Origin of the sequence: Nostoc punctiforme PCC 73102 (genome assembly GCF_000020025.1) — a bacterium.
In the GTDB taxonomy this organism is placed as follows: domain Bacteria; phylum Cyanobacteriota; class Cyanobacteriia; order Cyanobacteriales; family Nostocaceae; genus Nostoc; species Nostoc punctiforme.
In genome coordinates, this window is record NC_010628.1 from 8,101,138 (window position 1) to 8,124,232 (window position 23,095).

General features: G+C 39.5%; 22 protein-coding genes. 11 read left to right on the forward strand and 11 right to left on the reverse strand.

Annotated features, from left to right (window positions below; all coding sequences use genetic code 11):
* Nucleotides 1-301: 301 nt before the first annotated feature.
* The gene (locus NPUN_RS33305) at nt 302-1,060 is read left to right on the forward strand and encodes an SDR family NAD(P)-dependent oxidoreductase (RefSeq protein WP_012412742.1); all 759 of its coding nucleotides are present in this window, start codon (nt 302-304) and stop codon (nt 1,058-1,060) included.
* A gap of 115 nt (nt 1,061-1,175) precedes the next feature.
* Here the strand turns inward: NPUN_RS33305 and NPUN_RS33310 are convergent, their stop codons facing one another.
* Nucleotides 1,176-2,213 (reverse strand): aldo/keto reductase, encoded by a 1,038-nt coding sequence (locus tag NPUN_RS33310; protein ID WP_012412743.1) that lies wholly within the window; start codon nt 2,211-2,213, stop codon nt 1,176-1,178.
* Between the two features lie 676 nt (nt 2,214-2,889).
* Between NPUN_RS33310 and NPUN_RS33315 the strand changes: the two genes are divergently transcribed.
* The 4 genes from NPUN_RS33315 to NPUN_RS33330 all read left to right on the forward strand — a co-directional run bounded on the left by NPUN_RS33315 (nt 2,890) and on the right by NPUN_RS33330 (nt 8,791).
* Nucleotides 2,890-4,782: a lipoxygenase family protein gene (locus NPUN_RS33315; protein WP_012412744.1), complete on the forward strand. Its 1,893-nt coding sequence runs from the start codon at nt 2,890-2,892 to the stop codon at nt 4,780-4,782.
* A gap of 18 nt (nt 4,783-4,800) precedes the next feature.
* Nucleotides 4,801-6,165 (forward strand): cytochrome P450, encoded by a 1,365-nt coding sequence (locus NPUN_RS33320; protein ID WP_012412745.1) that lies wholly within the window; start codon nt 4,801-4,803, stop codon nt 6,163-6,165.
* A gap of 88 nt (nt 6,166-6,253) precedes the next feature.
* A complete protein-coding gene (locus NPUN_RS33325; protein ID WP_041566561.1) occupies nt 6,254-6,835 on the forward strand; it encodes a hypothetical protein in 582 nt (193 codons plus the stop codon).
* A 279-nt stretch (nt 6,836-7,114) separates the two neighbouring features.
* A complete protein-coding gene (locus tag NPUN_RS33330; RefSeq protein ID WP_012412747.1) occupies nt 7,115-8,791 on the forward strand; it encodes an alpha/beta hydrolase in 1,677 nt (558 codons plus the stop codon).
* Between the two features lie 238 nt (nt 8,792-9,029).
* Here NPUN_RS33330 and NPUN_RS45040 read toward each other — a convergent pair whose 3' ends face one another.
* The gene (locus NPUN_RS45040) at nt 9,030-9,353 is read right to left on the reverse strand and encodes a hypothetical protein (RefSeq protein WP_012412748.1); all 324 of its coding nucleotides are present in this window, start codon (nt 9,351-9,353) and stop codon (nt 9,030-9,032) included.
* Between the two features lie 46 nt (nt 9,354-9,399).
* On the opposite strand from NPUN_RS45040, the gene NPUN_RS33340 reads away from it, so the two are divergent.
* Both NPUN_RS33340 and NPUN_RS33345 read left to right on the forward strand, forming a co-directional pair.
* Nucleotides 9,400-10,884 carry a CIA30 family protein gene (locus NPUN_RS33340; protein ID WP_012412749.1) on the forward strand — a complete coding sequence of 495 codons (1,485 nt, stop codon included), beginning with the start codon at nt 9,400-9,402 and terminating at the stop codon, nt 10,882-10,884.
* 63 nt (nt 10,885-10,947) lie between these two features.
* Entirely contained in the window at nt 10,948-11,295 is a 348-nt protein-coding gene (locus NPUN_RS33345) for a hypothetical protein (RefSeq protein WP_012412750.1), read from the forward strand.
* A 242-nt stretch (nt 11,296-11,537) separates the two neighbouring features.
* On the opposite strand, the gene NPUN_RS33350 is transcribed toward NPUN_RS33345, so the two are convergent.
* The gene (locus NPUN_RS33350) at nt 11,538-12,713 is read right to left on the reverse strand and encodes an RNA-guided endonuclease InsQ/TnpB family protein (protein WP_012412751.1); all 1,176 of its coding nucleotides are present in this window, start codon (nt 12,711-12,713) and stop codon (nt 11,538-11,540) included.
* A 46-nt stretch (nt 12,714-12,759) separates the two neighbouring features.
* Here NPUN_RS33350 and tnpA point away from each other — a divergent pair, with 46 nt between their 5' ends.
* Complete coding sequence (gene tnpA, locus NPUN_RS33355) at nt 12,760-13,161, forward strand: IS200/IS605 family transposase (RefSeq protein WP_041565799.1); 402 nt, start codon at nt 12,760-12,762, stop codon at nt 13,159-13,161.
* Nucleotides 13,162-13,216: 55 nt separating this feature from the next.
* Here tnpA and NPUN_RS33360 read toward each other — a convergent pair whose 3' ends face one another.
* The 7 genes from NPUN_RS33360 to NPUN_RS33390 form a co-directional block, all read right to left on the reverse strand.
* Nucleotides 13,217-14,029, reverse strand: coding sequence for an alpha/beta fold hydrolase (locus tag NPUN_RS33360; RefSeq protein ID WP_012412752.1), 813 nt, complete (start codon nt 14,027-14,029; stop codon nt 13,217-13,219).
* Nucleotides 14,030-14,083: 54 nt separating this feature from the next.
* A complete protein-coding gene (locus tag NPUN_RS33365; protein WP_012412753.1) occupies nt 14,084-14,476 on the reverse strand; it encodes a carboxymuconolactone decarboxylase family protein in 393 nt (130 codons plus the stop codon).
* 25 nt (nt 14,477-14,501) lie between these two features.
* Nucleotides 14,502-15,065 carry a retropepsin-like aspartic protease family protein gene (locus tag NPUN_RS33370; RefSeq protein ID WP_012412754.1) on the reverse strand — a complete coding sequence of 188 codons (564 nt, stop codon included), beginning with the start codon at nt 15,063-15,065 and terminating at the stop codon, nt 14,502-14,504.
* 219 nt (nt 15,066-15,284) lie between these two features.
* Nucleotides 15,285-16,352 (reverse strand): acyltransferase family protein, encoded by a 1,068-nt coding sequence (locus NPUN_RS37995; protein ID WP_012412755.1) that lies wholly within the window; start codon nt 16,350-16,352, stop codon nt 15,285-15,287.
* Between the two features lie 379 nt (nt 16,353-16,731).
* Nucleotides 16,732-17,505, reverse strand: coding sequence for a nucleoside phosphorylase (locus NPUN_RS33380; RefSeq protein WP_012412756.1), 774 nt, complete (start codon nt 17,503-17,505; stop codon nt 16,732-16,734).
* A gap of 131 nt (nt 17,506-17,636) precedes the next feature.
* Nucleotides 17,637-18,764 carry a class I SAM-dependent methyltransferase gene (locus tag NPUN_RS33385; RefSeq protein WP_012412757.1) on the reverse strand — a complete coding sequence of 376 codons (1,128 nt, stop codon included), beginning with the start codon at nt 18,762-18,764 and terminating at the stop codon, nt 17,637-17,639.
* 359 nt (nt 18,765-19,123) lie between these two features.
* Nucleotides 19,124-19,720, reverse strand: a complete 597-nt coding sequence (locus tag NPUN_RS33390; RefSeq protein ID WP_012412758.1) for a macro domain-containing protein — start codon at nt 19,718-19,720, stop codon at nt 19,124-19,126.
* Between the two features lie 41 nt (nt 19,721-19,761).
* Between NPUN_RS33390 and NPUN_RS33395 the strand changes: the two genes are divergently transcribed.
* On the forward strand, nt 19,762-20,202 hold the full coding sequence (locus NPUN_RS33395; protein WP_012412759.1) for a translation elongation factor-like protein: 441 nt from the start codon (nt 19,762-19,764) through the stop codon (nt 20,200-20,202).
* A gap of 160 nt (nt 20,203-20,362) precedes the next feature.
* On the opposite strand, the gene NPUN_RS38000 is transcribed toward NPUN_RS33395, so the two are convergent.
* Nucleotides 20,363-21,793 (reverse strand): hypothetical protein, encoded by a 1,431-nt coding sequence (locus NPUN_RS38000; RefSeq protein ID WP_012412760.1) that lies wholly within the window; start codon nt 21,791-21,793, stop codon nt 20,363-20,365.
* 401 nt (nt 21,794-22,194) lie between these two features.
* Between NPUN_RS38000 and NPUN_RS43800 the strand changes: the two genes are divergently transcribed.
* Together NPUN_RS43800 and NPUN_RS33410 are read left to right on the forward strand one after the other, a co-directional pair.
* Nucleotides 22,195-22,392 carry a hypothetical protein gene (locus NPUN_RS43800; protein ID WP_083782454.1) on the forward strand — a complete coding sequence of 66 codons (198 nt, stop codon included), beginning with the start codon at nt 22,195-22,197 and terminating at the stop codon, nt 22,390-22,392.
* A gap of 6 nt (nt 22,393-22,398) precedes the next feature.
* Nucleotides 22,399-23,067 (forward strand): GNAT family N-acetyltransferase, encoded by a 669-nt coding sequence (locus NPUN_RS33410; protein WP_012412761.1) that lies wholly within the window; start codon nt 22,399-22,401, stop codon nt 23,065-23,067.
* The last annotated feature ends 28 nt before the right edge of the window (nt 23,068-23,095 follow it).

Here is a 23,095-nt window from a genome sequence, read left to right on the forward strand (position 1 = left end):
TGACTATAAACTTTTTCGTACAGTGTGTACAGTTCGTTGATTTACGTAATAATCTAAGTCTAGTTGTGCTAGATAACTGGTGAATTTACTTACTTGCGTCAGTCTAAGAGCCACAAATACAGATTTGTACTGAAGCGAACGATCGCCAGCAAATAAGCATTGCGATCTTTCAAGTTTGGGTAAAACACATCAGGCTTGGTTATTATTGCTGATTTATTGATAGCTTTGTCAAAATATTGACAAAATTACCCGATTGTCAAATAACTGAGGTGACAGGTTCAACAACGAAAAAGTAAAAATCATGAATAGCAATATTAAGAAACTTACAGGTAAAGTTGCCCTAGTTACAGGTGGTTCACGGGGTATTGGTGCTGCGATCGCTAAACGTCTGGCTGAAGACGGCGCAGACATTGCCATCAGTTACGCCACCTCATCGGAAACGGCCGCGATCGTTGTCCGGGAACTCGAAGAAAAAGGCGTTAGTGCCGCCGCTTTCAAAGCCGACCAAGCCGATCCTCTCCAGGTTGGGAATTTGGTTAAGATGGTCGCCGAACGCTTTGGTCGTCTCGATATTCTCGTGAACAACGCTGGTATATTTGTCCTTGGTGTAGTTGGCGATTCTGCAAGCGATATTGCCTCCTTTGAACGGCAGTTTGCGATCAATGTCGGTGGCGTAGTGGCTGCCGTCCGCGCGGCTGTACCACTCATGACTGAAGGTGGACGAATCATCTCCATTGGCTCCTGTGTTGGAACCCATTCCCTTTGGGCAGGAATCTCCGATTATTCAGCAACTAAATCTGCGATCGCTGGCTACACGCGCGGATGGGCACGTGACCTGGGGTCGAGGGCGATTACAGTTAACGTCATACAGCCAGGCCCAATTGAAACTGATATGAACCCATCTGATAGTGATTTTGCGGTAATTCAAAAAGCAGCCACAGCGCTCAACCGCTACGGTAAGCCAGAGGAAGTTGCAGCTGCGGTCGCTTTTCTCGCTAGTCCTGACGCAGCTTTCATCACCGGTGCAACACTTGATGTTGATGGCGGCATGAATGCTTAGATGTCTAAACCAATTGGGTGTAACAGTCTGCTGCGGCTTTATTAAATAGTCGTATTACCAAAGTCAGTGTTTGATTGAGTCGGGGTCTTAAACCCAAGACCCGTTTGGTTAAAACTTATCCTAACCACTCAGGATTTTTGGCTGTACTATCAAATTGGCTAGTGGTTTTAAACAGTTCATACTGACCTTTAAGAGCAGCTTGGCGAGTCCGATTCAGTAATGCTCTAACTTGTTCCTGGCTCATGGGTGTAAAAGTACTTACTGCCTCGAAAGCCTGGTTTAAGATGGGCATACTTTCAATGCCTGTAATCACCGTTGAAGTTGGCAGATTCATCGCGTAATGCAGACATTCGATAGGTTTGACCACATTGCTTTTGAGGATGTTTTGGTCGCCCATTGATTTCATCCCCAGTACAGCAATTCTATCTTGAACTAGTCTGGGTAAAACTTGCCTCTCAAAACTGCGGAAATGGGCATCCATAACATTTAACGGCATCTGCACTGTATCAAAACGGAACTTGTTTTGATTGGCAACTTCCAACATTCTCAGGTGTACTAAAGGATCTTTGTGCCCAGTAAAGCCTATGTAGCGAATCTTGCCAGCTTTTTGTGCTTCCACAACTGCTTCCATCGCACCGCCAGGGGCAAAAATCCGGTCTGGATCTTCCATGCGAATGACTTCATGATGTTGCAATAAATCAATGTGGTCTGTTTGCAAACGTTTTAAAGATTCATCAATTTGTTTAGTAGCAGCCGCCTTTGTACGACCGTCAATTTTAGTCATCAGAAAAGCTTTTTGACGATAACCATTTTGCAGAGCTTTACCCATGCGAATTTCGCTACCTCCGTTATGGTAATCCCAGCTATTGTCCATAAAATTAATCCCGCGATCGAGGGCAGTACGGATCAGATTAATACCCTCTTGCTCATCTTTTGGTCTACCAATATGATGACCACCTAGACCAATTACAGATACTTGTTCTCCGGTGCGTCCTAGTTGCCTGTACAGCATTTCACCTTTTTTTATCTGGAGTGGAGTAGGCTGATTTTGCGCTAAAACCTGTTTAGTTAAACCTTGTAAAGCAAATACCCCAGCTCCACCTAAACCAGAAGCAGAAACTAGCTTCAGTAAATCTCGTCTGTTAATATCCACAAATTAATCCTTTTGCCACAGTATGAGAACTTGCCCTGATAGCTAGCTTTGCACGAGAGCAAAATTCGCTGCTTCTAACTGTTGAAGGAGAAAAGCAGTGAGGTAGAGATAGATTTTTGATCGAGGGAGGGTAAGAGAAAAGAATATCCCATCGTTGTGTAAGTAAAGGAAACATTGGAGACATAGGAAACAGAAAAATCTAATAGTCGTCTTCCTGATGTTGTTTCAGTAGTTAAAATGTCAACTCCAACACAGTGCTTTAGTCCGAAAGTGTTATTGGGGAATTGTTTCTAAATCTTGGCAAGTATCATTTGTAGTGCTAAATATTCCTTGCAAAATTTCGAAACATTTAGCGTGTGGCTCAAAAATTGAGAAATTCCAGAAAATTTCTTTAGAAAAATCAAAATTTCAAACTTGATTGCGATAATAAGTTTAGGTAAAGGCAACAGGCAACAGGACAGGAGTTGGAAGGGGACTGTTACCCGTCCAACACAATCGTCCCATTGGGACGGGGCTTCTGACCCGATGGAAGGTTGAGGGAACAAGATCCGCATCTAACCAAAAATCTTCATTGTTGCCTATTGCCTGTTCCCTGTTCCTTTGACCGAAAGTTAGTAACTCAAACCTGTTTATCCTCAAGTGTTAAATTTCCCAGTACTACACATGAGTAGAGCCAATGACTGCTTTATCACCAGATCATTCAATCAGTTCATCAAGTACTCATACTTTAGATATAGCTAGGCAAGAGTATCAATATAACTACAACCATATTCCATCTATTGCGATGGTGGATCGGCTTTCTATTACGGAAGAGTTCACCACTAACTGGTATTTTTTATTAGCCCAGCAGTTACGAGTTCTTTTTATCAATACCTTGATTGTCAACAGAGGCAATCAAGATTCTAAATCGATTCGTGATGATGTCGAAAGATTTATTTTAGAAGCCTTGCTCAAGGGAGCAGTACCAGCCCGAATCAGCATTCTGGCAAGAATCCTGCAAATTATCCCTCAGCTTTTGCTCAAAGAGATATCTAAGGATTTTAGAGAACTCGACGATCTTTTTCATTCTATTCTGAAAGAAAACGGACTTGCGATCCTCAGAGATGCTCTAAAGAGGATAATTACCCTTCTATATGAAGGACAGCCTACAGGACATGCAACCAGTCTCAAGGACTACGAAAATTTGTTTCCGGTGATTAGTCTACCAGCCATCGCTAAAACTTATCAGGAAGATGAAGTATTTGCCTACATGAGAGTAGCTGGCTACAATCCCGTCACGATCAAGCGAGTAACTACTCTAAGCGATCGCTTCCCAGTCACAGACGAACATTACCAAGCGGTGATGGGAACTGACGATTCATTAGCAGCAGCAGGGATTGAAGGCAGGCTCTACTTAGCTGACTATAAAATTTTAGATGGTGCAATCAACGGTACATTCCCACACGAGCAAAAATATCTCTATGCTCCCCTAGCACTATTTGCCTTACCCAAAGGTTCAGATCCCACCCGTCTATTGCGTCCGGTAGCCATTCAATGCGGTCAGACCCCAGGCCCAGATTATCCAATTGTTACTCCTAACTCCGGTAAATACGCTTGGCTTTTTGCCAAAACGATTGTCCAAATAGCAGATGCTAACATCCACGAAGCTGTTACTCACCTAGCAAGAACTCATCTTTTAGTTGGTGTTTTTGCGATCGCAACTGCTCGACAATTGCCACTCACACATCCCCTCAGAATCCTGCTGCGCCCGCATTTTGATAGCACCTTAGCAATTAACGATGCCGCCCAACGGATTCTCATTGCTCCAGGCGGTGGTGTCGATAGATTACTCTCATCATCAATCGATAACTCTCGCGTTTTAGCAGTGCTAGGGTTGCAAAGCTATAGTTTTAACAGCACCATCTTACCTAATCAATTCCAACAGCGCGGTGTAGACGATCCTAATCTATTGCCTATTTATCCTTACCGGGATGATGCCCTACTAATCTGGAATGCCATTCATCAATGGGTTTGGGACTACCTGAACCTTTACTACACCACGGATGAAGACATTCAAAAAGACAGAGCATTGCAAGCGTGGGCAGCCGAAATCCCAGCTTACGATGGTGGTCGTATCCCCGATTTTGGCGAAGATGGGGGCATCAAAACGCTAAATTACCTGATTGATGCCACTACATTAATTATTTTTACTGCCAGTGCCCAACATGCAGCCGTTAACTTTCCGCAAAAAGATTTGATGGGCTACGCCGCAGCCATACCATTGGCAGGTTATTTACCAGCCTCAACTCTCAAAAGAGAAGTTACCGAGCAAGACTACCTTAATCTGCTCCCCCCTTTAGATCAGGCACAACGGCAATACAACCTACTCAGCTTATTAGGGTCTGTATACTACAACAAGCTGGGCGAGTATGAGCAAGGATACTTCACAGACGAGAAAGTAAAACCATTGTTACAGGCATTCCAAAGTCATCTTCAGCAGGTAGAAAATACCATCAAGCAGCGTAATTTGCACCGCCCACCCTATGAGTATCTCCTTCCTTCTAAAATTCCTCAGAGCATCAATATCTGAATTAGGGACAAATGACCAATGACAGTAAATATTATGACACTTAAAGATAAAGTTCTCAAAGGTCAAGATCGCCAGCTTTGGCTTGCACCGATACTAGCCAAAGTAGGTTATGACACTGCGATCGGCAAGTTTCTGCGTTTGATTTTCTATTATACAGATGCCTCAATCATACTCAAAGCGTGGCGGGACTTTCTCTACATTCGTAAGGACAATATTGGAGACAAGTATTTTGCAGTAGACCAAGCAATTATGCATTCCTCTCACTCCCAGGTGAGGGAACTAATGCAAACCCAACCACAACTGCGAGGAAATGATTTAGGCATCATCAGAATATTAGCTCCTAGCTACCTACTCGATAATCCTCTGAGCTTGGGAACGAACGGTAACGAACACACAGGACTACGTACTGTAATCTTACAAGCCTTACCAGAACCGTCTCAAAAGATAGACTTTTTAGGAAATCTAGTTGAGCAAAGCTTGTTAGAAGCTGCTAAACAAGGCAAATTACACATCGGCAACGATTTGCCAAAGATCATACTGTCGATTTTGCATCAATTGGTTTTTCAGATATCTTTATCTGAGGAAGAAATTACAGCATCCGATAGTTACATTAAAGGTTTGGCTCTCGCATCCTTGCCTAATTTTATTAATAAGTATCTGCTGGCAATATTAACAGCACCCAAAATTCGGCATCGTCAATATTTAACCAATCGATATAAACAATCAGCTAAATGGGCATCTTACTTTGAAACAGGCGCTCAGTATCAGTTGAATGAACACCAAATTGCTAATACCCTTTTCGATATGATTCATATCGCTGGTACTGCCGGCACGAGTGCGCTTTTAGGATCAGTTATTGGTGTTCTCTGCTTGGATAATGATCTCAGAAATGATGTAGTGTCAGAAGTGAATGCAGTCTGGAATGGTAAGAAAACTTTAGATCCAGACGCTCTAGAACAGTTAACAATTCTCAATCAAGTGATTTTAGAAACGGCTCGTCTCTATCCACCTGTGCGATTTGTTAGCCAACTCACCAATGAAGGGGGTGAAGTCGAGATTGGAGAACAAAAATGTCCATTCCAAAAAGGTACTCGTTTGCTTGGCTCTATTTTTACAGCTAATCGAGATGCCAACAGATACCAAAATCCAAATGATTTTGACCTAACACGGAATTTTTCAGATATTTTATCTTGGAACGGTGAAGGGCATGAGCGAGCCTGTCCTGGTAAATCCTTATCAATTGGCTTTATTAAAATTTTCTGTTTACATCTGTTCCAGAACTATCAATGGGACTCAATTACAGAAGTTAAGTGGGATTTTGAAAAAGTGACTGCCGTTACTCCTAATAATTTAGTGCTACAAGGTTTTGCTCAACGACTGTAAGTAATAAAATTAAGAGCCGGAAGTTTTGAATTAGAGGATGTTTGTAAGTGCTTTTTGGGTGTATATTAATTACGAATTAAAAATTAGTATGACCGAATTAATTGAAAGAAAGCAACTCGATAATATTGCAACCTGGATGATTCCAATTAAAGAAACAAACTTACCATCTATCCTTAAGGGTGTATTTTTTATGGATGGGAATCCTCTGCCAGATACTTGCATTACTATGTACAATTTGGAATGGAATATGCAGAGTAGAACTTTGGTTTTACCAACCTTTGCTCCATTACAGTGGACTTTTCATAACTCGATTGCGGGTTGGATATTACTACGTTTAATTCAATGGTTTAAAGTAACTTACAAAATTCAGTTTGAAGATGAAACGTTGCAACAAGCTCAGATCATCCCTGTTTTGCTGGGAATACCAATTTCAAAATTGATTGTGAGTTCTACAATGTCCCAAGACAACAATTCTCTTAATGGAGATATTTGGCACAGAAATAACGTTTGGTTCGGCGGACTTTCTAGGGCTGGTGAGTATACTCTCCGTAAGGTTGTTGATAAAGATGGTTGTTATACTCCTGCTTTTAACGATATGCTTACCAGGGTGAAAAATGAGTGTTTAGTGATTGCACCTACTCAAATTGATATGGCTTGTCCTTTTGAGTAGCACGTTTCCCGTTTCCCGTCAATGCTCTCTTAGAAAAGTAGTCAACACAAAAAATGACTACTCATGTAATAAAAAGTATAAGCTTCTAATTCGTTATTTTGATTCAGCAATCCCAAATTAGTTAAAGGCTTACTCCAAGAGATTAAACAAGAAGACAGGATTTGCTTATAGATAATCATATAAATATTTCGTCAATTCATTATCTAAACAGGCCGATCCAACACCAACAAAAAGCGATTACGATATACTGAGCCTAAATTGTAAAAGGAAATATAACTGATGAACTCTTGTGATAATCAGAATCTGCCAGACAATCAACCATATAAAATTTACGAATTTAAAAAAACTAATCAGGAAAAAATCCCTGGTTATTTAGTAGTTAGTACTGCCAAACTGAACGTTGAGACAGAAGAACAGAATTCTAATAGATATTTATCATCAGTTGCTAATAAAAAGCTTTTTAATATCAATGATGGACAAGTTGAACCTTCAACCCAAGACATGATTGAGAAAATTGCTAAAACTTTGGAATCAAGCCCCGAACCAGAAATTATTATAAATATTCATGGATATAGTTCTACACCATCGGATACAGAGACAGGCTGCAAAAAGATTTATGAATACATTAATACGGCTATTCAGCAACCAAATAAGTATATTTTTCTCGGATATAGATGGCCATCGGAAAATCCCATAAAAACGGATGAGTCTGGTTCTTTCGGGCAAAAGCTAATCAACGCACTTTCTTCTCTACCAACTTTACTAGCTATCAATTTAGCTCTGGGGCTAACAATTAGTATATGGTCTGCTATAGCTTTATTGTTCCTAAATATTTTGAGTAATAGCGCTGTTCACTTTTTCACAGCGATGTTAATTTTATCTGGCATTGTATCTGCAACTATTTTTACATTAATTATTCTCAGATTATCTACTTATTTCCGTGATACTTATAGAGCGACTAATTACGGGGTTACAGATTTAGTTGAATTGATTAGACAGCTTGATTATACGGTAAAACTACCTCGAAATAAACGGATTAAATTATCTTTTATTAGTCATAGTATGGGATGTTTTGTAGTTACAGATGTAATTCGTATTCTCTCTGATGTTTTTGACGTAAAATCTATTAATAAAAAACCGGATTCGGATATTGGCAATGTATTTCGATTAGGCAGACTTGTGCTAGTAGCACCTGATATACCTGTAGAAAGTATCTTGCCAGGGCGTGCTAATTTCCTTCGTTCTTCTTTACGTCGCTGCGAAGAAGCTTATATATTTTGTAATGAGGGAGACTTAGCGTTACGATTTACCTCTACTGCCGCAAATTATTTTAGTTTCCCAGCACGAACTCGTATTAGTGGATACAGGCTTGGTAATATAACAGTTAAGCATTTCAATAATAAAAATGATTCAGTGGGTCACACACCCAGATATGGAGTTGTTAATTTGCACAAGCAAGACTATGGCAAAGGTTACAGACTTGACAACCCTTATAAATATTTAGAAATTCGTTCTTCTAGTAGCGAACATAGAAAACTTGAAGAGATAACTAAAATGTCAGAAGAGTCGGTACAACCCGCAGATTTATTTACATATTTTGACTGTACAGATTATAAAGATGACCGGATAGATCAGATCGGAATTGTTAGTTCTGCAATCCAAAAGCCTGCGATAAATTTTGGGAATTACATTCTCCTAACCTTGGCATTTATTCGGAAATCTATTAACAATAGAGATCCTCAAGGTATTGATACCCACACAGGCTATTTTGGAGGTGGTTTTAGTCAGAAAGCCATTTACGAATTAGCTTTTTTAGGATTTCAAGGATTTTTAGAATCTTTGTCAATTGAAGGAGACGAGCTTGAGCAAATTAGCGTTTTTTCTCAAAGATGCCAAGAAAAGCAAATTCAAGTGATTCTTGCGCCGCAAATTTATCAACAAAAAACTCAACGTTAGACAAGAGATTCCGAAATCATTAGTAATACAGGCTGGACAAACGTGACATCCTCAGTATTCAATCGATAGTACCTAACCCTGCGATCATCCTCTAGCGATCGCCACGACTCAGTGGACAGTCCGAGTTGAGTCAATACTTTTCGGGTTTTGGGGGAAAGGGCAATGGGGAAAGGGTTTAAATTGCCCTTTCCCCATTGCCCTTTAACCTTTCACCAGACCAAAAGAGAGATTATTGGGTTTAACCGAAAAGTATTGCGAGTTGAGTGAGATACTGTCCCAAAATCCACAGAGGAGATTCATCAAGTAGGATGGTCAGTTTGGGAATTCCCTTAACGTAAGATGCATTGCGCTTGGAGAATTCCGCCAAAATCTGAATCATCGCCTCGTCGCCTTTAATCTCAACCTCAACCATTAGATCGATCAATATGGCTCTCAGTCCCAGTCGATGACGCATAAAACCAATATTAATTCTTTTGCCATCAGCCCAGATGGGCAGAATCTGCTTAGTACTTGCGGTTTGGACAAAACTATTAAAAGTGTGGGACTGGCTTAAAGACAACATAACTAGCTCATTGGGCTAGACTGAAGAAAGTTATGAGGACGCAAATATGACTGACAAAAATCGTTCTCAATGGGACTTAGGCAGGTTTCTCGAAACCCTGACTTACTTTGAGGTAATTCCTTTCCTTAACTGGGTACAGCAGTTAATCCAAGGCCATCCAAAGGATAATCAAGATAGACCCAATGGAGGGAGAAACGTGGGTGTAATACTTGTAGCAGGTGCAACAGGTGGTGTAGGTAAACGAGTGGTGCAGCGATCGCTCCAACAGGGTTATAAAGTCCGCGCCCTAGTTCGAGACATTGACAAAGCGCGGTCAATTTTAGGTAATGATATAGACTTAGTAGTTGCGGATATCACACAACCAGAAACTTTAACTCCTTTAGTTATGGCTGATATCCAAGCTGTAGTTTGCTGCACAGCAGTGCGCGTGCAACCAGTTGAGGGAGACACAGCCGATAGAGCCAAATATTACCAAGGTGTTAAATTTTACCAACCAGAAATTGTGGGCGACACTCCCGAAAATGTAGAATATCAAGGTGTCAAAAACTTAGTCCAAGCGGCCGCAAAATATCTACCCCAAGCAAACGAAAAAATAATATTTGATTTCACCAAGCCATCAGCAGAATTAAAAGATAACTGGGGGGCGTTGGATGATGTCGTCATGGGTGGCGTGAGTGCCAGTAATATCCAATTAGTAGAAAATACAGCTTTATTTGCAGGTAATGTATCCACCGCTAACTCTGGCGGATTTGCTTCTGTCAGAACTAAGAATTTTGATCCCCCCTTTAACTTATCTGGTTATGAAGGTGTGAAATTGCGCGTCAAAGGTGATGGACAACGTTATAAAATCTTCCTAAGAACAGATACAAAATGGGATGGGGTTGGCTATAGCTATTCTTTTGACACAGTAGCTAATACTTGGATAGATGTTCGCATTCCCTTTGCAGATTTAATTCCCGTCTTTCGGGCAAAAGTTGTCAAAGATGCGCCGCCAATTGAGCAGACTAGAATTTGTTCATTCCAATTGATGTTGAGCAAATTTGAATATGATGGGGCTTTGAATCCCAAATTTTCCCCTGGTGGTTTTACTTTGCAATTGGAATCAATTAAAGCTTACGGCGGTACAACTTTACCACAATTTATCCTAGTCAGTTCAGCAGGTGTAACTCGTCCCGGCCGCCCTGGCATTAATTTAGATGAAGAACCGCCAGCAGTGAAATTAAATGACCAATTGGGAGGAATTCTAACTTGGAAATTGAAGGGAGAAGATAGTTTAAGAGAAAGCGGAGTTCCTTATACGATTATTAGACCTTGTGCTTTAACTGAGGAAGTAGGGGGTAAGGAATTAATATTAGAGCAAGGCGATAATATTAAGGGCAAAATCAGCCGTGAGGATGTGGCAGAACTTTGCGTGCAAGCGCTAAAAATAGCGAAAGCTTGTAATGTCACCTTTGAGATAAAACAGGCAGATAATACTGTTAACTCTATCGATTGGCAGAAGCTATTTTCTAATTTAGTAAAGGATAAATAAGTTAAGTGGCTATAGATTTATACTCTATAGCCATACCAACAGATGGTGTCTAAATAGACTGTTATGAAAAAAATCCAAGTGCTAATAATTGCTGGGATTTTAGCAACAATTATCTGGGGTGGATTATTTGGAAACACTGCTTTATCGCAGCAAGTGGAGTCCCGCATTAGCAATCTGGAAGCGGACTTTAATCGTGTGGAGTCACGATTAAACCAGATAGAGTCTCAACTCGGTCAAGGTCGCCAATCTCCATCTCGAAGAACGACACTTACCCCACGACAGTCAAGTGGTTCCAGAGGAAATTTATCACAGCAAGATCCGATGTTTGATCGCCTGGCAACTTTGGTGGTTGAATTGAAGCAACAAGTCAATAAATTAGAGGGGCGAGTTTCTAAATTAGAAAATCGCTGAGTATTTAAATTATTCTATCTAGTTTTCAGAACTTAACCTTTGCCTTTAAGTAGGTTGGCGCAATTAAAGCTAACTGGCAAGGGCTGTCATTTGTCCTTTGTCATTGGTCATTAGTAAGGAATTTAAGACTATTTACGTTCAGTAACATAATTTGGTTTATTTCTACCAACTTACTTAACACCTTGTACTGTGATTACATAGTTTGACATACTCCCCCGAATTGAATTCGGGGGATTCTAGCTTCAAACAGCAATTGCAGTCATAGACTGTCTAACATCACCTAAGCCAACAGTCGATGCCCCAACTGCACAAATATTACGACTAGCGTTTTCATCCCTTCCATTAACTGACTGGCAAGACGGACAACGCCACTCACGAGTATTTAAATCAAGTTTTTCTAAAACATATCCACAATGAGAACAAGTCTTGCTACTGGGATACCATTGGTCGATAAAAACAACCAATTTGTTCTTCTTCTTGGCAACCCATTCTAAGATTTGCAGAAATTCCCCAAAGGCTAAATCAGAAACCTTACGACCCAAAAGACGATGCATTCCTTTAAGGTTGAGTGTTTCAAAACACAGCACATCAAACTTACTGGTTAATTCATGCGCTAATTTCCAAAACCAATCACGCCTTCGGTTAGAAATATCTTCATGCTTGCGTACTAAGTTCTTTCTTGCTCGTTCCCGATTGGATGAGCCTTTCACCTTCCTGGAGTGATGACGATTTGCCTTTTTGATAGCATTAAGGGACTGTTTAAAAAACTGGGGTGATTCAATTTTGCGAAAAACGCGGTCTTGGGGTTCCCCCAAGAGGAGCGATTTTTCAAGACAAGTACCATCAGAGCAGGTGAGAAACGTCTTAAGCCCAAAGTCAAAACCCGCTATCTTACTAGTCGTGAATTTAGCTTCTGGTTTACTATCCTCATCAACAAATACAACTATAAACAATTCACCCAATGGTGTGCGCTTAATGGTTAAGGTTTTGATTGTCCCCTCTATTTGTCTAGATTTCCAAAATTGATAAACTCGATTGCCAATCTTAACTCGATTACCAGCCAGAAACTTATAGCCTGCTTGTTTTAAGGTGAACGATTTATATTTTTTGACCTTTTTAAATGCTGGTGGTCTTACTCCTTTATTATAATGTTTAAAAAATAACTGATAGGCTTTCTCAATGCGTTGACAGATATCTTGTACTGCTTGAGAACCTACTGATTGCCAAAATTGGTTTTTCTTCCGCAGTTTAGCGATGTGTGACTGAAGTTTTGCACAATTTAAATGCTTGCCCCACATTCGGTAATAGCGCTTGTGGAGAGCGATTGCGTGATTATATATCACCCCAGACGCATTAATCATGCGTTTGAGATATCTATTTCTTTTGTGCTGGTATAACTTAAACTTCAGAGTTTTCATGTGGTTATGATACCATCTATTATGTAGATAATCAACACTCATCTACATGAAAACTGTATATAATCATTACAATCATGCAATTGGCTTGGCTACTGTTCACTTGGTCTGGATACCGTGTCGGCGCAGAAGAATATTTGCTAACAATGAATCTTTAAAACTCCGATGCATTGAGATATTTCAGTCTGTTGCCAACGATAATAAATGGATTATCAAAGCCTCAGAAATTGCGCCAGACCATATTCATTTGTTGGTTGAGTATGACCCACATCACTCAATATCTCAAATAGTCAAGGCATTCAAAGGTCGCTCCAGTAGATACCTGCGACAGGAATTTCCAGAACTAATGAAACTTCCTAGTTTGTTGACACATTCGTATATGTTCGACACTACTGGAAAAGTCAGCACTCAGAAAGTCTTAGAATATATCAATGATCCACATCATGGCTGAATAAATTCAGCCTGTTCGCTTATATCTCCCCCATGAATTACGGGGGCTTTACGCTTCACGACCCGTAAGCTGGCTTCAATTTCCGTAGGAAGTTAAGCATGGCTGAAATCACAGTATCTGGCGACTCAATTAAGAAGCCATGACCACCACCTTCGAGAACTACAAGTTCAGCGTTAGGAATGCCTTGAGCAAGTTGCTGGGAAAACTTTAGGGGAGTGAGAATGTCTTGTTTGCCAACTAGAACTAGGGTAGGACAATGAATTTTTTGAAGGCGATCTGTTGTGTCAAAGTCAAGCATAGCTTGGCTGTGATGATGGAGTGAATGAGTCGCTGGCGGGAAAGGATATCTGATTGCAAATTCGATCAGACCTTCGATCGTGCCAGGAATCGCGTAGAAGCTATCTGTAAATATCCAGGGTAATACGACTTTTTCATAAAGTTTCAGGTCTACATTAGCGCAGAGTTCGCCCCAAGTCTCAATGATACTGTTGAATAATCCATCACCCTTTGCCAGTGACGAAAGTAGCATTAGACTTTGCACTTTTTCAGGATGTGCTAATACTAGTTCTTGAGCTATCTGACCTCCCATTGAATGACCCACTAGATGCACCTTATCGATCGCAAGATGATTGAGCAATGCTGCAACGTCATTAGCCATCTGCTTTAGACTATAGGGGGTTTCGGGAGCAGAACTTCGCCCCATACCTCGGTTATCTAAGCGAATAACTTGATACTGCGAAATCAGCGATGGCATAATCAACGACCAATAGGCATGATCGCAAAGAAAGCCAGCTATTAATAGCAAAGGCTCACCCGTTCCCTTAATGTCGTAGAACAAATCAATCCCGTTAACCTGAAGCTTTGGCATAGTCAATAATTCTGCTAAACCCGATCTGAAGCAGGGATAGATAACGCTACACTCCTACGTCTTAAATCTCTCGTCCACCGGAATTTGATAGCCGTTGGCGAGGCGATTGGTCATGTTGGCAGTAGCTGCGATCGCCATGAGTTCCCCGAACATGGTATCATTCATACCCTTGGCCCGCGCTCCTGCTGTGTGCGAGGCAATACAATACTCACAGCCATTTGTCGCACTCACGGCGATATAAATTAGTTCTCGCATCAGTGGATCAATTTCACCAGGGCTAGTCATCACTTCTTTCACCGCTTGCCAAGTTCGTTGCAAGGTAGGGGGATGATTAGCTATGGCTTTCCAAAAGTTATTGATATAGTCATTCTGGCGGGTGACGCGGATATCGTCATATACTGCCCGGATTTCATCGCTGGCTTCTTCGTATTCAATCAGCTTAGTCATGTTTCTATGTTTTTACTTCCAAACATTAGCGGTGATGAAATTCGACCTCTCTCTCCAGAATCTTAATATCATAGTTGCCGAAGAAATCGTGGCCCAGTAAGCCGATGCTGGCTTTGGGTGCGATCGCTACCTGAAGATTATTGGCTGTAACTCCACCTGCTGCAATAGATTTTACCTTACTGGTTGGAAATTCTACTTCGCTACCATCGGCAATTTGGGCTTGCATTGTACCTGTAGTCTGGAGTTTAAGTGTATTCGCCATACTTTGAGTAATAATGGTTCCGCTAGCACCAGTATCTACAATCATTTCAAAGGTTTTTTTGTCATTGAAGGTAACGTCAATCACAGGAGTTCCACCAAAGCGGCGTTTAATTGAGACTCGAAAAACTTTATTGTCTGAAGGTGCGACTATAATATTGCTACAAATCCTTCCTAACCCAACGGTTTTACCAGAGGAAGTTACCATGTAACATGCTCCTGGATCGTCTGCTGTTGCTCGATGAGAGAATGCTAAAAATATCAGCGTCGGCATTAGTGCGATCGCAGCTAGATTAACGGTTATAATCCAAGGCTTCCAAGCATTCTTCATATTATATTGCTCTCCAATTTGTCTGATATTTGTTGATAACTAAATGACTCATAAATACTGCAAAAATTTGTGCCAAAAGCCCAGTTGTTAATCCCAAAACACCATGTTTATATAGAGCGATATCGATTATATGCAATATATCTTAACCAGGATAAACTCATCTAATTTGGTATAATATAATAAGCTTGACAAATCAAAAAAGATAAGAATTAACTTTCATTAGTTTTTTCTGATTCCTTGTGTTAAGACTGATTGAGATGCACTTGCTCTGGACGATTTAGCGTTCGGGGTTGAAAAATCACCTAAGAAAAGCTGACGCATAATTGAAAAATTGCAGGTAATTTTGTAGATAATATATGAAATAATTAATGCACCTAATACCCTAATTCCTTGAGCTGCGAATATTGGGTAATTTTTCATAGTTATTTGTATCGGTTGATGTAAATACATAACGATCATAGAAGCATTACCAAGTTCGCGCAGGGCATTTCCTATGTAAGATTTATTATAAAGTAGTAGCGCAAATTGCTGTGTAATAATAATGCCAGATAAAGCTATAACAACATTAAAGATTAAGACTCCATAGCTTGTACCTTTCATATTAAAAGCAAAATGCAGCAGAGACACTGTATCTAGTAAAATTGCAGTCAAAAATATTATTGTTCCTAATATAAGGATTTTAGTATTAATTAAAAATGATTTAGCTGCCATGTGCCCTAACCAGTAAAATGGTAGTGCCATTGCAACTACATTGATATTCCAAGGAAAGGCAACATTTTTTAGATAATAATTAATCATTGCTAAACAATAGGAGCCAAGCATAATTTTTATCATCAACCAATTATTAGAGCCAAACTTTATATAGAGCAGGTTATATAACTGCTGCGTAATAAATAAACAAGTTACAAACCAAAATACACTAAACCAAAGCGCCAGATTTGCTCCACCATACAATTGTTTCCAAATGACCGGAAATATAGATATTATAAGTTTGTCTATCGATAATATTTTTTTGTGCTGCCAACTATCTATTATTAATGGTAGATACTGAAGGAGAGTAAATAAAAAAAGAAATGAAAAATATGGTACTAGAAGATGAAGAAGTTTTTTCTTAAAGAAAGCAGAATAGTCAGTTTTTTTGCTATAAAGATATCCACTGATAAAGAAAAAAAGCGGCATGTGAAACCAGAAAATATATTTCGATACTGGGTTGACTATGTGTCCTACAACAACCGTAATTATGGCAAGACCTTTCCAACAATCAATCCATTCAATTCTTTGCGACATTAATCATACCTATAGACTCTGTTGAATACTGTCGATGTCTGATATTTCTTTTGGCTTTCTCTGAACACTAGGATTTCTCAGAGCTTAAGCAGATTTAGTTTCCAAGCCTTGTGGCATCAACCTGACTCCTGACAGTTTTTTAGCAACAGCATTGAAGTCTTTTCATTTATTTTGCTCACTTGTCAAGTGCGTTATTTATCCTGTCTTTTATGCTGATCTTATTTGATTTGCCAAGCTCACATAATACCGAATTAGATGAGCTTACACTGTATATCTTAACTAGAATTACTGAGTGATAAATTAAAGATTAAGTAAAGACATGATAAAAACACTTAGAGTAGATTAGGTGTAACGTACTAATTAAAATAAATTTGTTAGCTTACTCCAGTTTTGCTGCTGCATTTACAGCAATTGCGATCGCATTTTTCACAGCAATATCCCTCTGTTCTAAGATGATATTTTCACTCACAGTACGCCCAGCAACTACACCGCAAACAGCAGCAGCAGCAAAATTATACACACCTGCCATTTTGAATAGTGTGCCGGATTCCATCTCATAATTCAAGATATTTAAACGCCGATATTCTTCTGTGATGCCATGCAGCGATCGCATTAAATTTGGATTTGCTGAATCTGTGCGTTCTTGTCCTTCGTAAAAAGTATCAACTGATGCCGTAATTCCGATGTAATGTTCAACCTTTAATTCTCGCGCGGCTTTAACTAAAGCGACTGTCAGAAACGGATCGGCTGCGGCTGGATATTCCACAGGTGCAATGTCATTTGCTGCACCTTGGCGACATAATGCTGCACTGCTAATAACAACGCTACCGACTGGTATATAAGGTTGAATTGCTCCGCAAGTTCCAATGCGAATGATTTGCCGAATTCCTACTTGTATCAACTCGTTGACAACAATACTTAATGAAGGCGCACCCATACCACTAGTTGCAGATAAGATGCTGCGACCATTTGGTAAATATCCCACATAGCTATTGAGTCCGCGATTTTCCGACAATAAGCGAACATCTTGGAAATAAGTTTGGGCAATTAGATGCGAGCGCTCTGGCTCACCAGATAATAGGGCAATCCTGGGAGGCGATGAACCTAAATCATCTTGTCCAAAGCCAATGTGATAAAAGCGTTTATTTGCCATTCAATGCTACTCGCACGCGTATTGCAGATCGGAGCGTTTCTTATTGCTGGCTCCTACAACTAAGGAACCAAGAATTGCTCTCAATATGGTTGGGCGATCGCTAAACTATTAGGACTTATGCAACTAACTTGTCACGCATGAACCAACAAGTATTGACCGTTACCAAGAATTTCACCATCACAACCGTCAAAATACACAATGCACAAGAGCAAATAAAGTCTCCACATCCGGCAGAACTTGCCATAGTTCATACCATAATTTAAATCTTTGACTTTAGCTTGATTCTGGTCAAAATTCATCAACCAATTTATCAGAGTCTTTGAGTAGTTAGCACCATTTAAATACCATTGATTAATAGTTTTTAGGTCTGTATTAACCTTTGGAATGACATCATAATTCCACACCCGCATGTTTGGAAAAACATATTTGTCTATAAAAGGATGGGTTATATTATAAGGTAATCTGGTTGTGATTATGTGAATTAACACCTTGCCATCATCTTTTAGGAGAGAAGCCAGTTTTTGAAATGATTTCGTTAAATTACCTACATGTTCAAACAGGCCAATCGCCATAATTTTATCAAACTTATTCTCAAAATCAATATCATTAAAGTCCTTTTCATATAGAGTGAATCTATCTGAACTGAGGTAACTAGTAGGGTCTCGCATTTTTTTACGCATATATTCACATTGCCCGTGGCTCAAATTAAGAGCTGTTACTTTCACATGCGGAAACCGGGAAAGGATGTAATTTGATGCAGAACCCCAACCGCATCCCAAATCTAAAATTTCGTCTCCATCTTCGATGCCTGCTTTTGCAATCAAATCATCGAGCATGTGCATTTGAGCTTGCTTAAGGTTAGATGCTTCTTTTTCCCATAAACCCATTGTGTATTTTGGATATAAAAGTTCTGTCTCTTTTAACATCAGACTGAACATTTCTTCGGGTAGGTTGTATTGAACCTTCATTAGTTCGTGCGATCCTTCTGCAAGGCGATCGCTTTCTTGCAACAGCCATTCATAGGGAACTAAAAGAGAGGGAAAATATTTGTAGCTGATTTGCATCGAGAGATTTAAAAGGGATTTAAGCAGAGGAGCGGGGATTTTTAGCCCATTGATATAAGCCTCTGCTCCTGCCATTACGATTGCATTGAATGCAGCGATCGCTGTGCGGTTAGCTTGGTAAGCAATTCGGTTTTTGTTATTCACATCTACTAAAAGATTATGTCTTTGGATCTTGTCTGTAATGCTGGAAGTCATGTATACATTACCTTAGATTTTTGGTTATATTAAATTTATGACAAAACTAAATACTCGTCTTTTACAATTTCGGCCCGCGATAAATTCAAAACTCCCATAAAATCAAGGATTTATCACTCCCTAATGCTACTTAAAGTGGGAAAAGACGAGAAATAAAATTGAGAGTTATAAAATCAATTTATGTATTAAAAATTAATATTTTTTTATTAAGCTTAATAAGGACATAACGATCCCTTAATTAATAGTGTTTCTCTTCGGGTTGCGAAAATATTTGATAAATTGCATTTAAATTTTTCACACCATAGGGAACACCATATTTTCCCTGGTAATGAACTCAGACTATTATCCAAAGTCCTGCTTTACCTAAAATCTCCTCCTTCCCATATCTGAAGTTGTCTTTCAGCCGCAACTATGCAATTTAGATACTTTGGTGGATACAGAAAATGATCGTAAGCTAAAGCCATCTGTCTAGCAGCCTCAGTATGTGGCACTCGTCCTATTCCCGTACCCAATCCAGGACAGGCAATCGTGTTAATTTTTTGCCTAGCGTGTTGGTTATGGTGGCGAACTGTCAGCAGCATTGCCCACATTGCAATATAAGGAATATCCGTCCCAGCAATAATCATGGGAACTCGCATCGTAGGTGTATGAGCCAAAAAAGGATGTTTATGATGACCTGTTTCCACAATCATTGATGTTCCTACAGGCTGTTCGCCCAAATAATCCTCAAGAATGCGCTGTTGGACTCTTGCCATTAAGGGACGACCAAAAAAACGGATAGCCGCATCTATGCCACCATCCATCATGCCAAAAGAGTTCGCAGGGCTGACCATACAATCAAAATCTGGCAACCACTCGAAATAGTTATTCACTATTTCTACATTGGGTAAGTAATTAAAATTCTGTTGAAAGGCTGCACACAACAAAGAGTCGGGAGCTACCAATATCAATTTCAAGCTTTTATTTCCTCCGCTTGAATACCTATTTTAAACGTCAGATGGGGCAAACATCAACTGTTTGTCTGACTTTTCGCATCATCTGGAAGGTCTTTCTAGAGAAGATGTTTGTGCCGGAACCAGTAATTACACTGGCAATTACGCCCAATAAACAGGAAGATAGCGATCGCCTTTCTAAGGCACTCAATCGCTTTCAAAGGGAAGATCCTACCTTCCGGTTGAGCATTGACCCCGAATCAGGCGCAACTCTGATTTCTGGAATGGGCGAACTCCACCTAGAAATCTACCTCGAACGCATTCAATGGGAATATAATGCGGAGGTCTACGTTGGTAATCCCCCCGTGGCATACCGAGAAACTATTGGACAACAAGCTACTTTTGACTACCGATTCAAGAAACAGTCACTGGCGCGTTTGGGTATTCTACAGAGTTGCGTAGACGCGAAGCGGCTTGTCCTCAGACATCGCTCACTTCTGGTATGACTACTTTTTCAATGGAGTTTGCCTGCTATCGCCAGTGTTGAACCCACATTAACAATTAGCATAAGCTCCAGTTTGTCTGATAAGACAAGCTGGAGCTTAAATCACTTAATCAGAAAAAAGAGTAGTAACCCAACACCAAGAATCCTTGATTTTGTTGAGATTAGCGATCGCCTTTGCTAAGGTCTAAATCATCTGCAATATTTAGCGAATCACTACTATCTACTTGATTCGGCAGTATATTTGAAATAACTGCACTATTAGCTAATTTCTTTTCTGGTATATTTAAACTATCTACATCAATTGATAATTCATTAGTAACTGGTTTATATTCAGGATTCTCTCGGTTTCCACTTGCTATTTCTTCTGCTTTGCCGATAAAATCCTTTGCAAGCCGTTCACTAAAGCCAACAACAAATGCTATTACAAAAATCAAAGACCTTTGTTGGTCTTGAGATGATTCTTGATTTGTAGTTGGATTTAGCTTGAAGATGTTAGGATTAATAAACATGGATATTAGCCCAGAGTTAATTAAGGCTAAAAATAAAACAGCAAATGCTCCTCCAATCATTGGTTTAAAAGCACCAACAAGAAATGGAGTTAGTGGATCGGAATATTTCTTCTTTTGAAATTCTTCAATTCTAATTAAAATACTGATAATACTACCTAATGTTCCTGCCGAAATAGCTAAACTGAGTTGGAGAAGAAATTCATTATACTTCTGATTTACAGATTGCCTTTTGCTATATTGTGCATTTAATTCGGCAAGGTTACTATTTAGAATTGTCAACTCTGTACTCTTGAACTCTGCATTCTTTTGAGATATTATATTTAACTCTTTAATTTCTTCTTTGGTTGTTTTTAATTTACTAACATCATTTGCCGATTCAGAATTTGTGTTTTCTGATTGATTTTTTGCTTCAGATTGATTTTGAATTTCTTCTACTCGGTTATCTGTATATTTTTGAATTTCTTTGATTTCGCTTTGTAAGAAGTTTTTGTTAATATTATAATTATTGTTATTATAATAATTAATAATTTCTGAAAACATCCAAAGTCCGGCGATAGAAGAGGAAGTAATTCCTCCATATATAAACACAGCACTTATAAGCCCAAAAATTACTTTAGTCGTCGTTGATGGTGAACGATGAACTGATAGAAATGGATTGATGATAAATCCTGTTATAGGATGTTCATATTTGCAAACAATTTGTTCAACATCAAATCTAATTGCCTGGGCAATATTTATATTCGATGAAGATTCACGTAAAGCTTCTATGGCAAATATTAAAGCTTTCGAGAGTTCAGTCAGTTCTCTTTGAATTGTATTCCTATTATCAGGTATCAATATTCTCGGTATTTCGTCCCACCAAATTTTTTGTGGCGCATTTCTATTGATGAGTTTTTGAAGCCTATTAAACAAGATAATTATTTGAGATATTTCTTTCCCTGCTGAGACTAATTCTTCTTGTTTAGTTGGATCTGCAAAATTATTTAAATTATTTTTATAGAAATCTTTTATAAGTGCCTGTATCAGTGTCCTACTCTCATCTAAATTCCAATCATTTTCAGTTGCTTTTTGATTAAAAACCATTTTATCTCCAATAACTTTCTAATGTTCCTAACTATTGAATAAAAGTAGTGAATATCTATGAATTACTTTGAAGAAATTTACCAAGATACTCAACCTTCTACTTGTATTTATCATTCACTTTTTAGCATGGAATATACGATTGTGCAGCAAATAGTACACTCACTAGTACTTTTTGTCACCAGATATCGCTGCGGTTATAACTTAGGGGGATCTCAAAATCCCCTTAAAAAGGGGGTTGGAGGGATCTCTTACGCTTCTCGCGTCGGGAAAGGGGTTAGATTTTCGTAGACTTTTAGAGATGATCTGAATTGTCACAGTTAGAATCAAACTTCACAAGAGCATTACTACTATTCCCGAAAGCGTTTATTCGGTAAACTGAATTGGATATTCAGGAGTTTTTTGTGGCTATTTTGAGAACTCTGCAACCTGGAGATGAAGTATCGGTAGAAGCATTTCTCTTGCAACACGCTGATACTTCTATATTTTTGCGCTCTAATTGGCGAACTGCGGGACTGCTTGATGAAGGTGCAAGATTTCAAGGAACTTACGTAGCGGCCTACACAGATAAAACGATAGTGGCAGTTGCAGCCCACTTTTAGAATGGGATGATAATAGTCCAAGCGCCTGTATGTTTGCCAGAGGTGGTGCAAGCAGTTGTGGAACAATCTAGACGTACTATTTCTGGAATTACTGGTCCAGCAGCACAAGTTGAAGCAACAAAAAGTATTTTGGGACTTAGCAACACACCAACTCAGCTTGATGAACATGAGATATTGTTTTCTCTAGCACTACAAGACTTGCAAATACCTGAAGCTTTAACATCGGCAAAGGTACAGTGTCGTTTGCCACATCCAGAAGAATTGGAATTACTTGCCGAATGGTGTGCTGCTTATAACGTAGAAGCTTTAGGAAAAACTGATACTCCAAGTTTAAGGCTTGCTTGCGATCGCATAATTGAAGCACGTCAAGATATGCGTATGCATTGGGTTTTAGTGGCAGGAGATACTTTAGTTTCTTACTCTGCTTTCAATGCCAGTCTACCTGATATTGTGCAAATTGGTGGAGTATGGACACCGCCAGCACTACGGGGGAAAGGCTATGCCAAAAGTGTGGTAGCAGGATCGTTGTTAAAAGCGCGATCGCTCTTAGTAAAACGTGCCATCCTATTTACAGGTGATAATAACCAAGCAGCCCAAGCAGTTTATCGAGGAATTGGCTTTTTGCCTACTGGCGAAAAGTATGACTTAGTCTTATTTGAAGAGACTCAGGCTTAAGAAATATTGGGGTGAGTTTTGGGAGCGC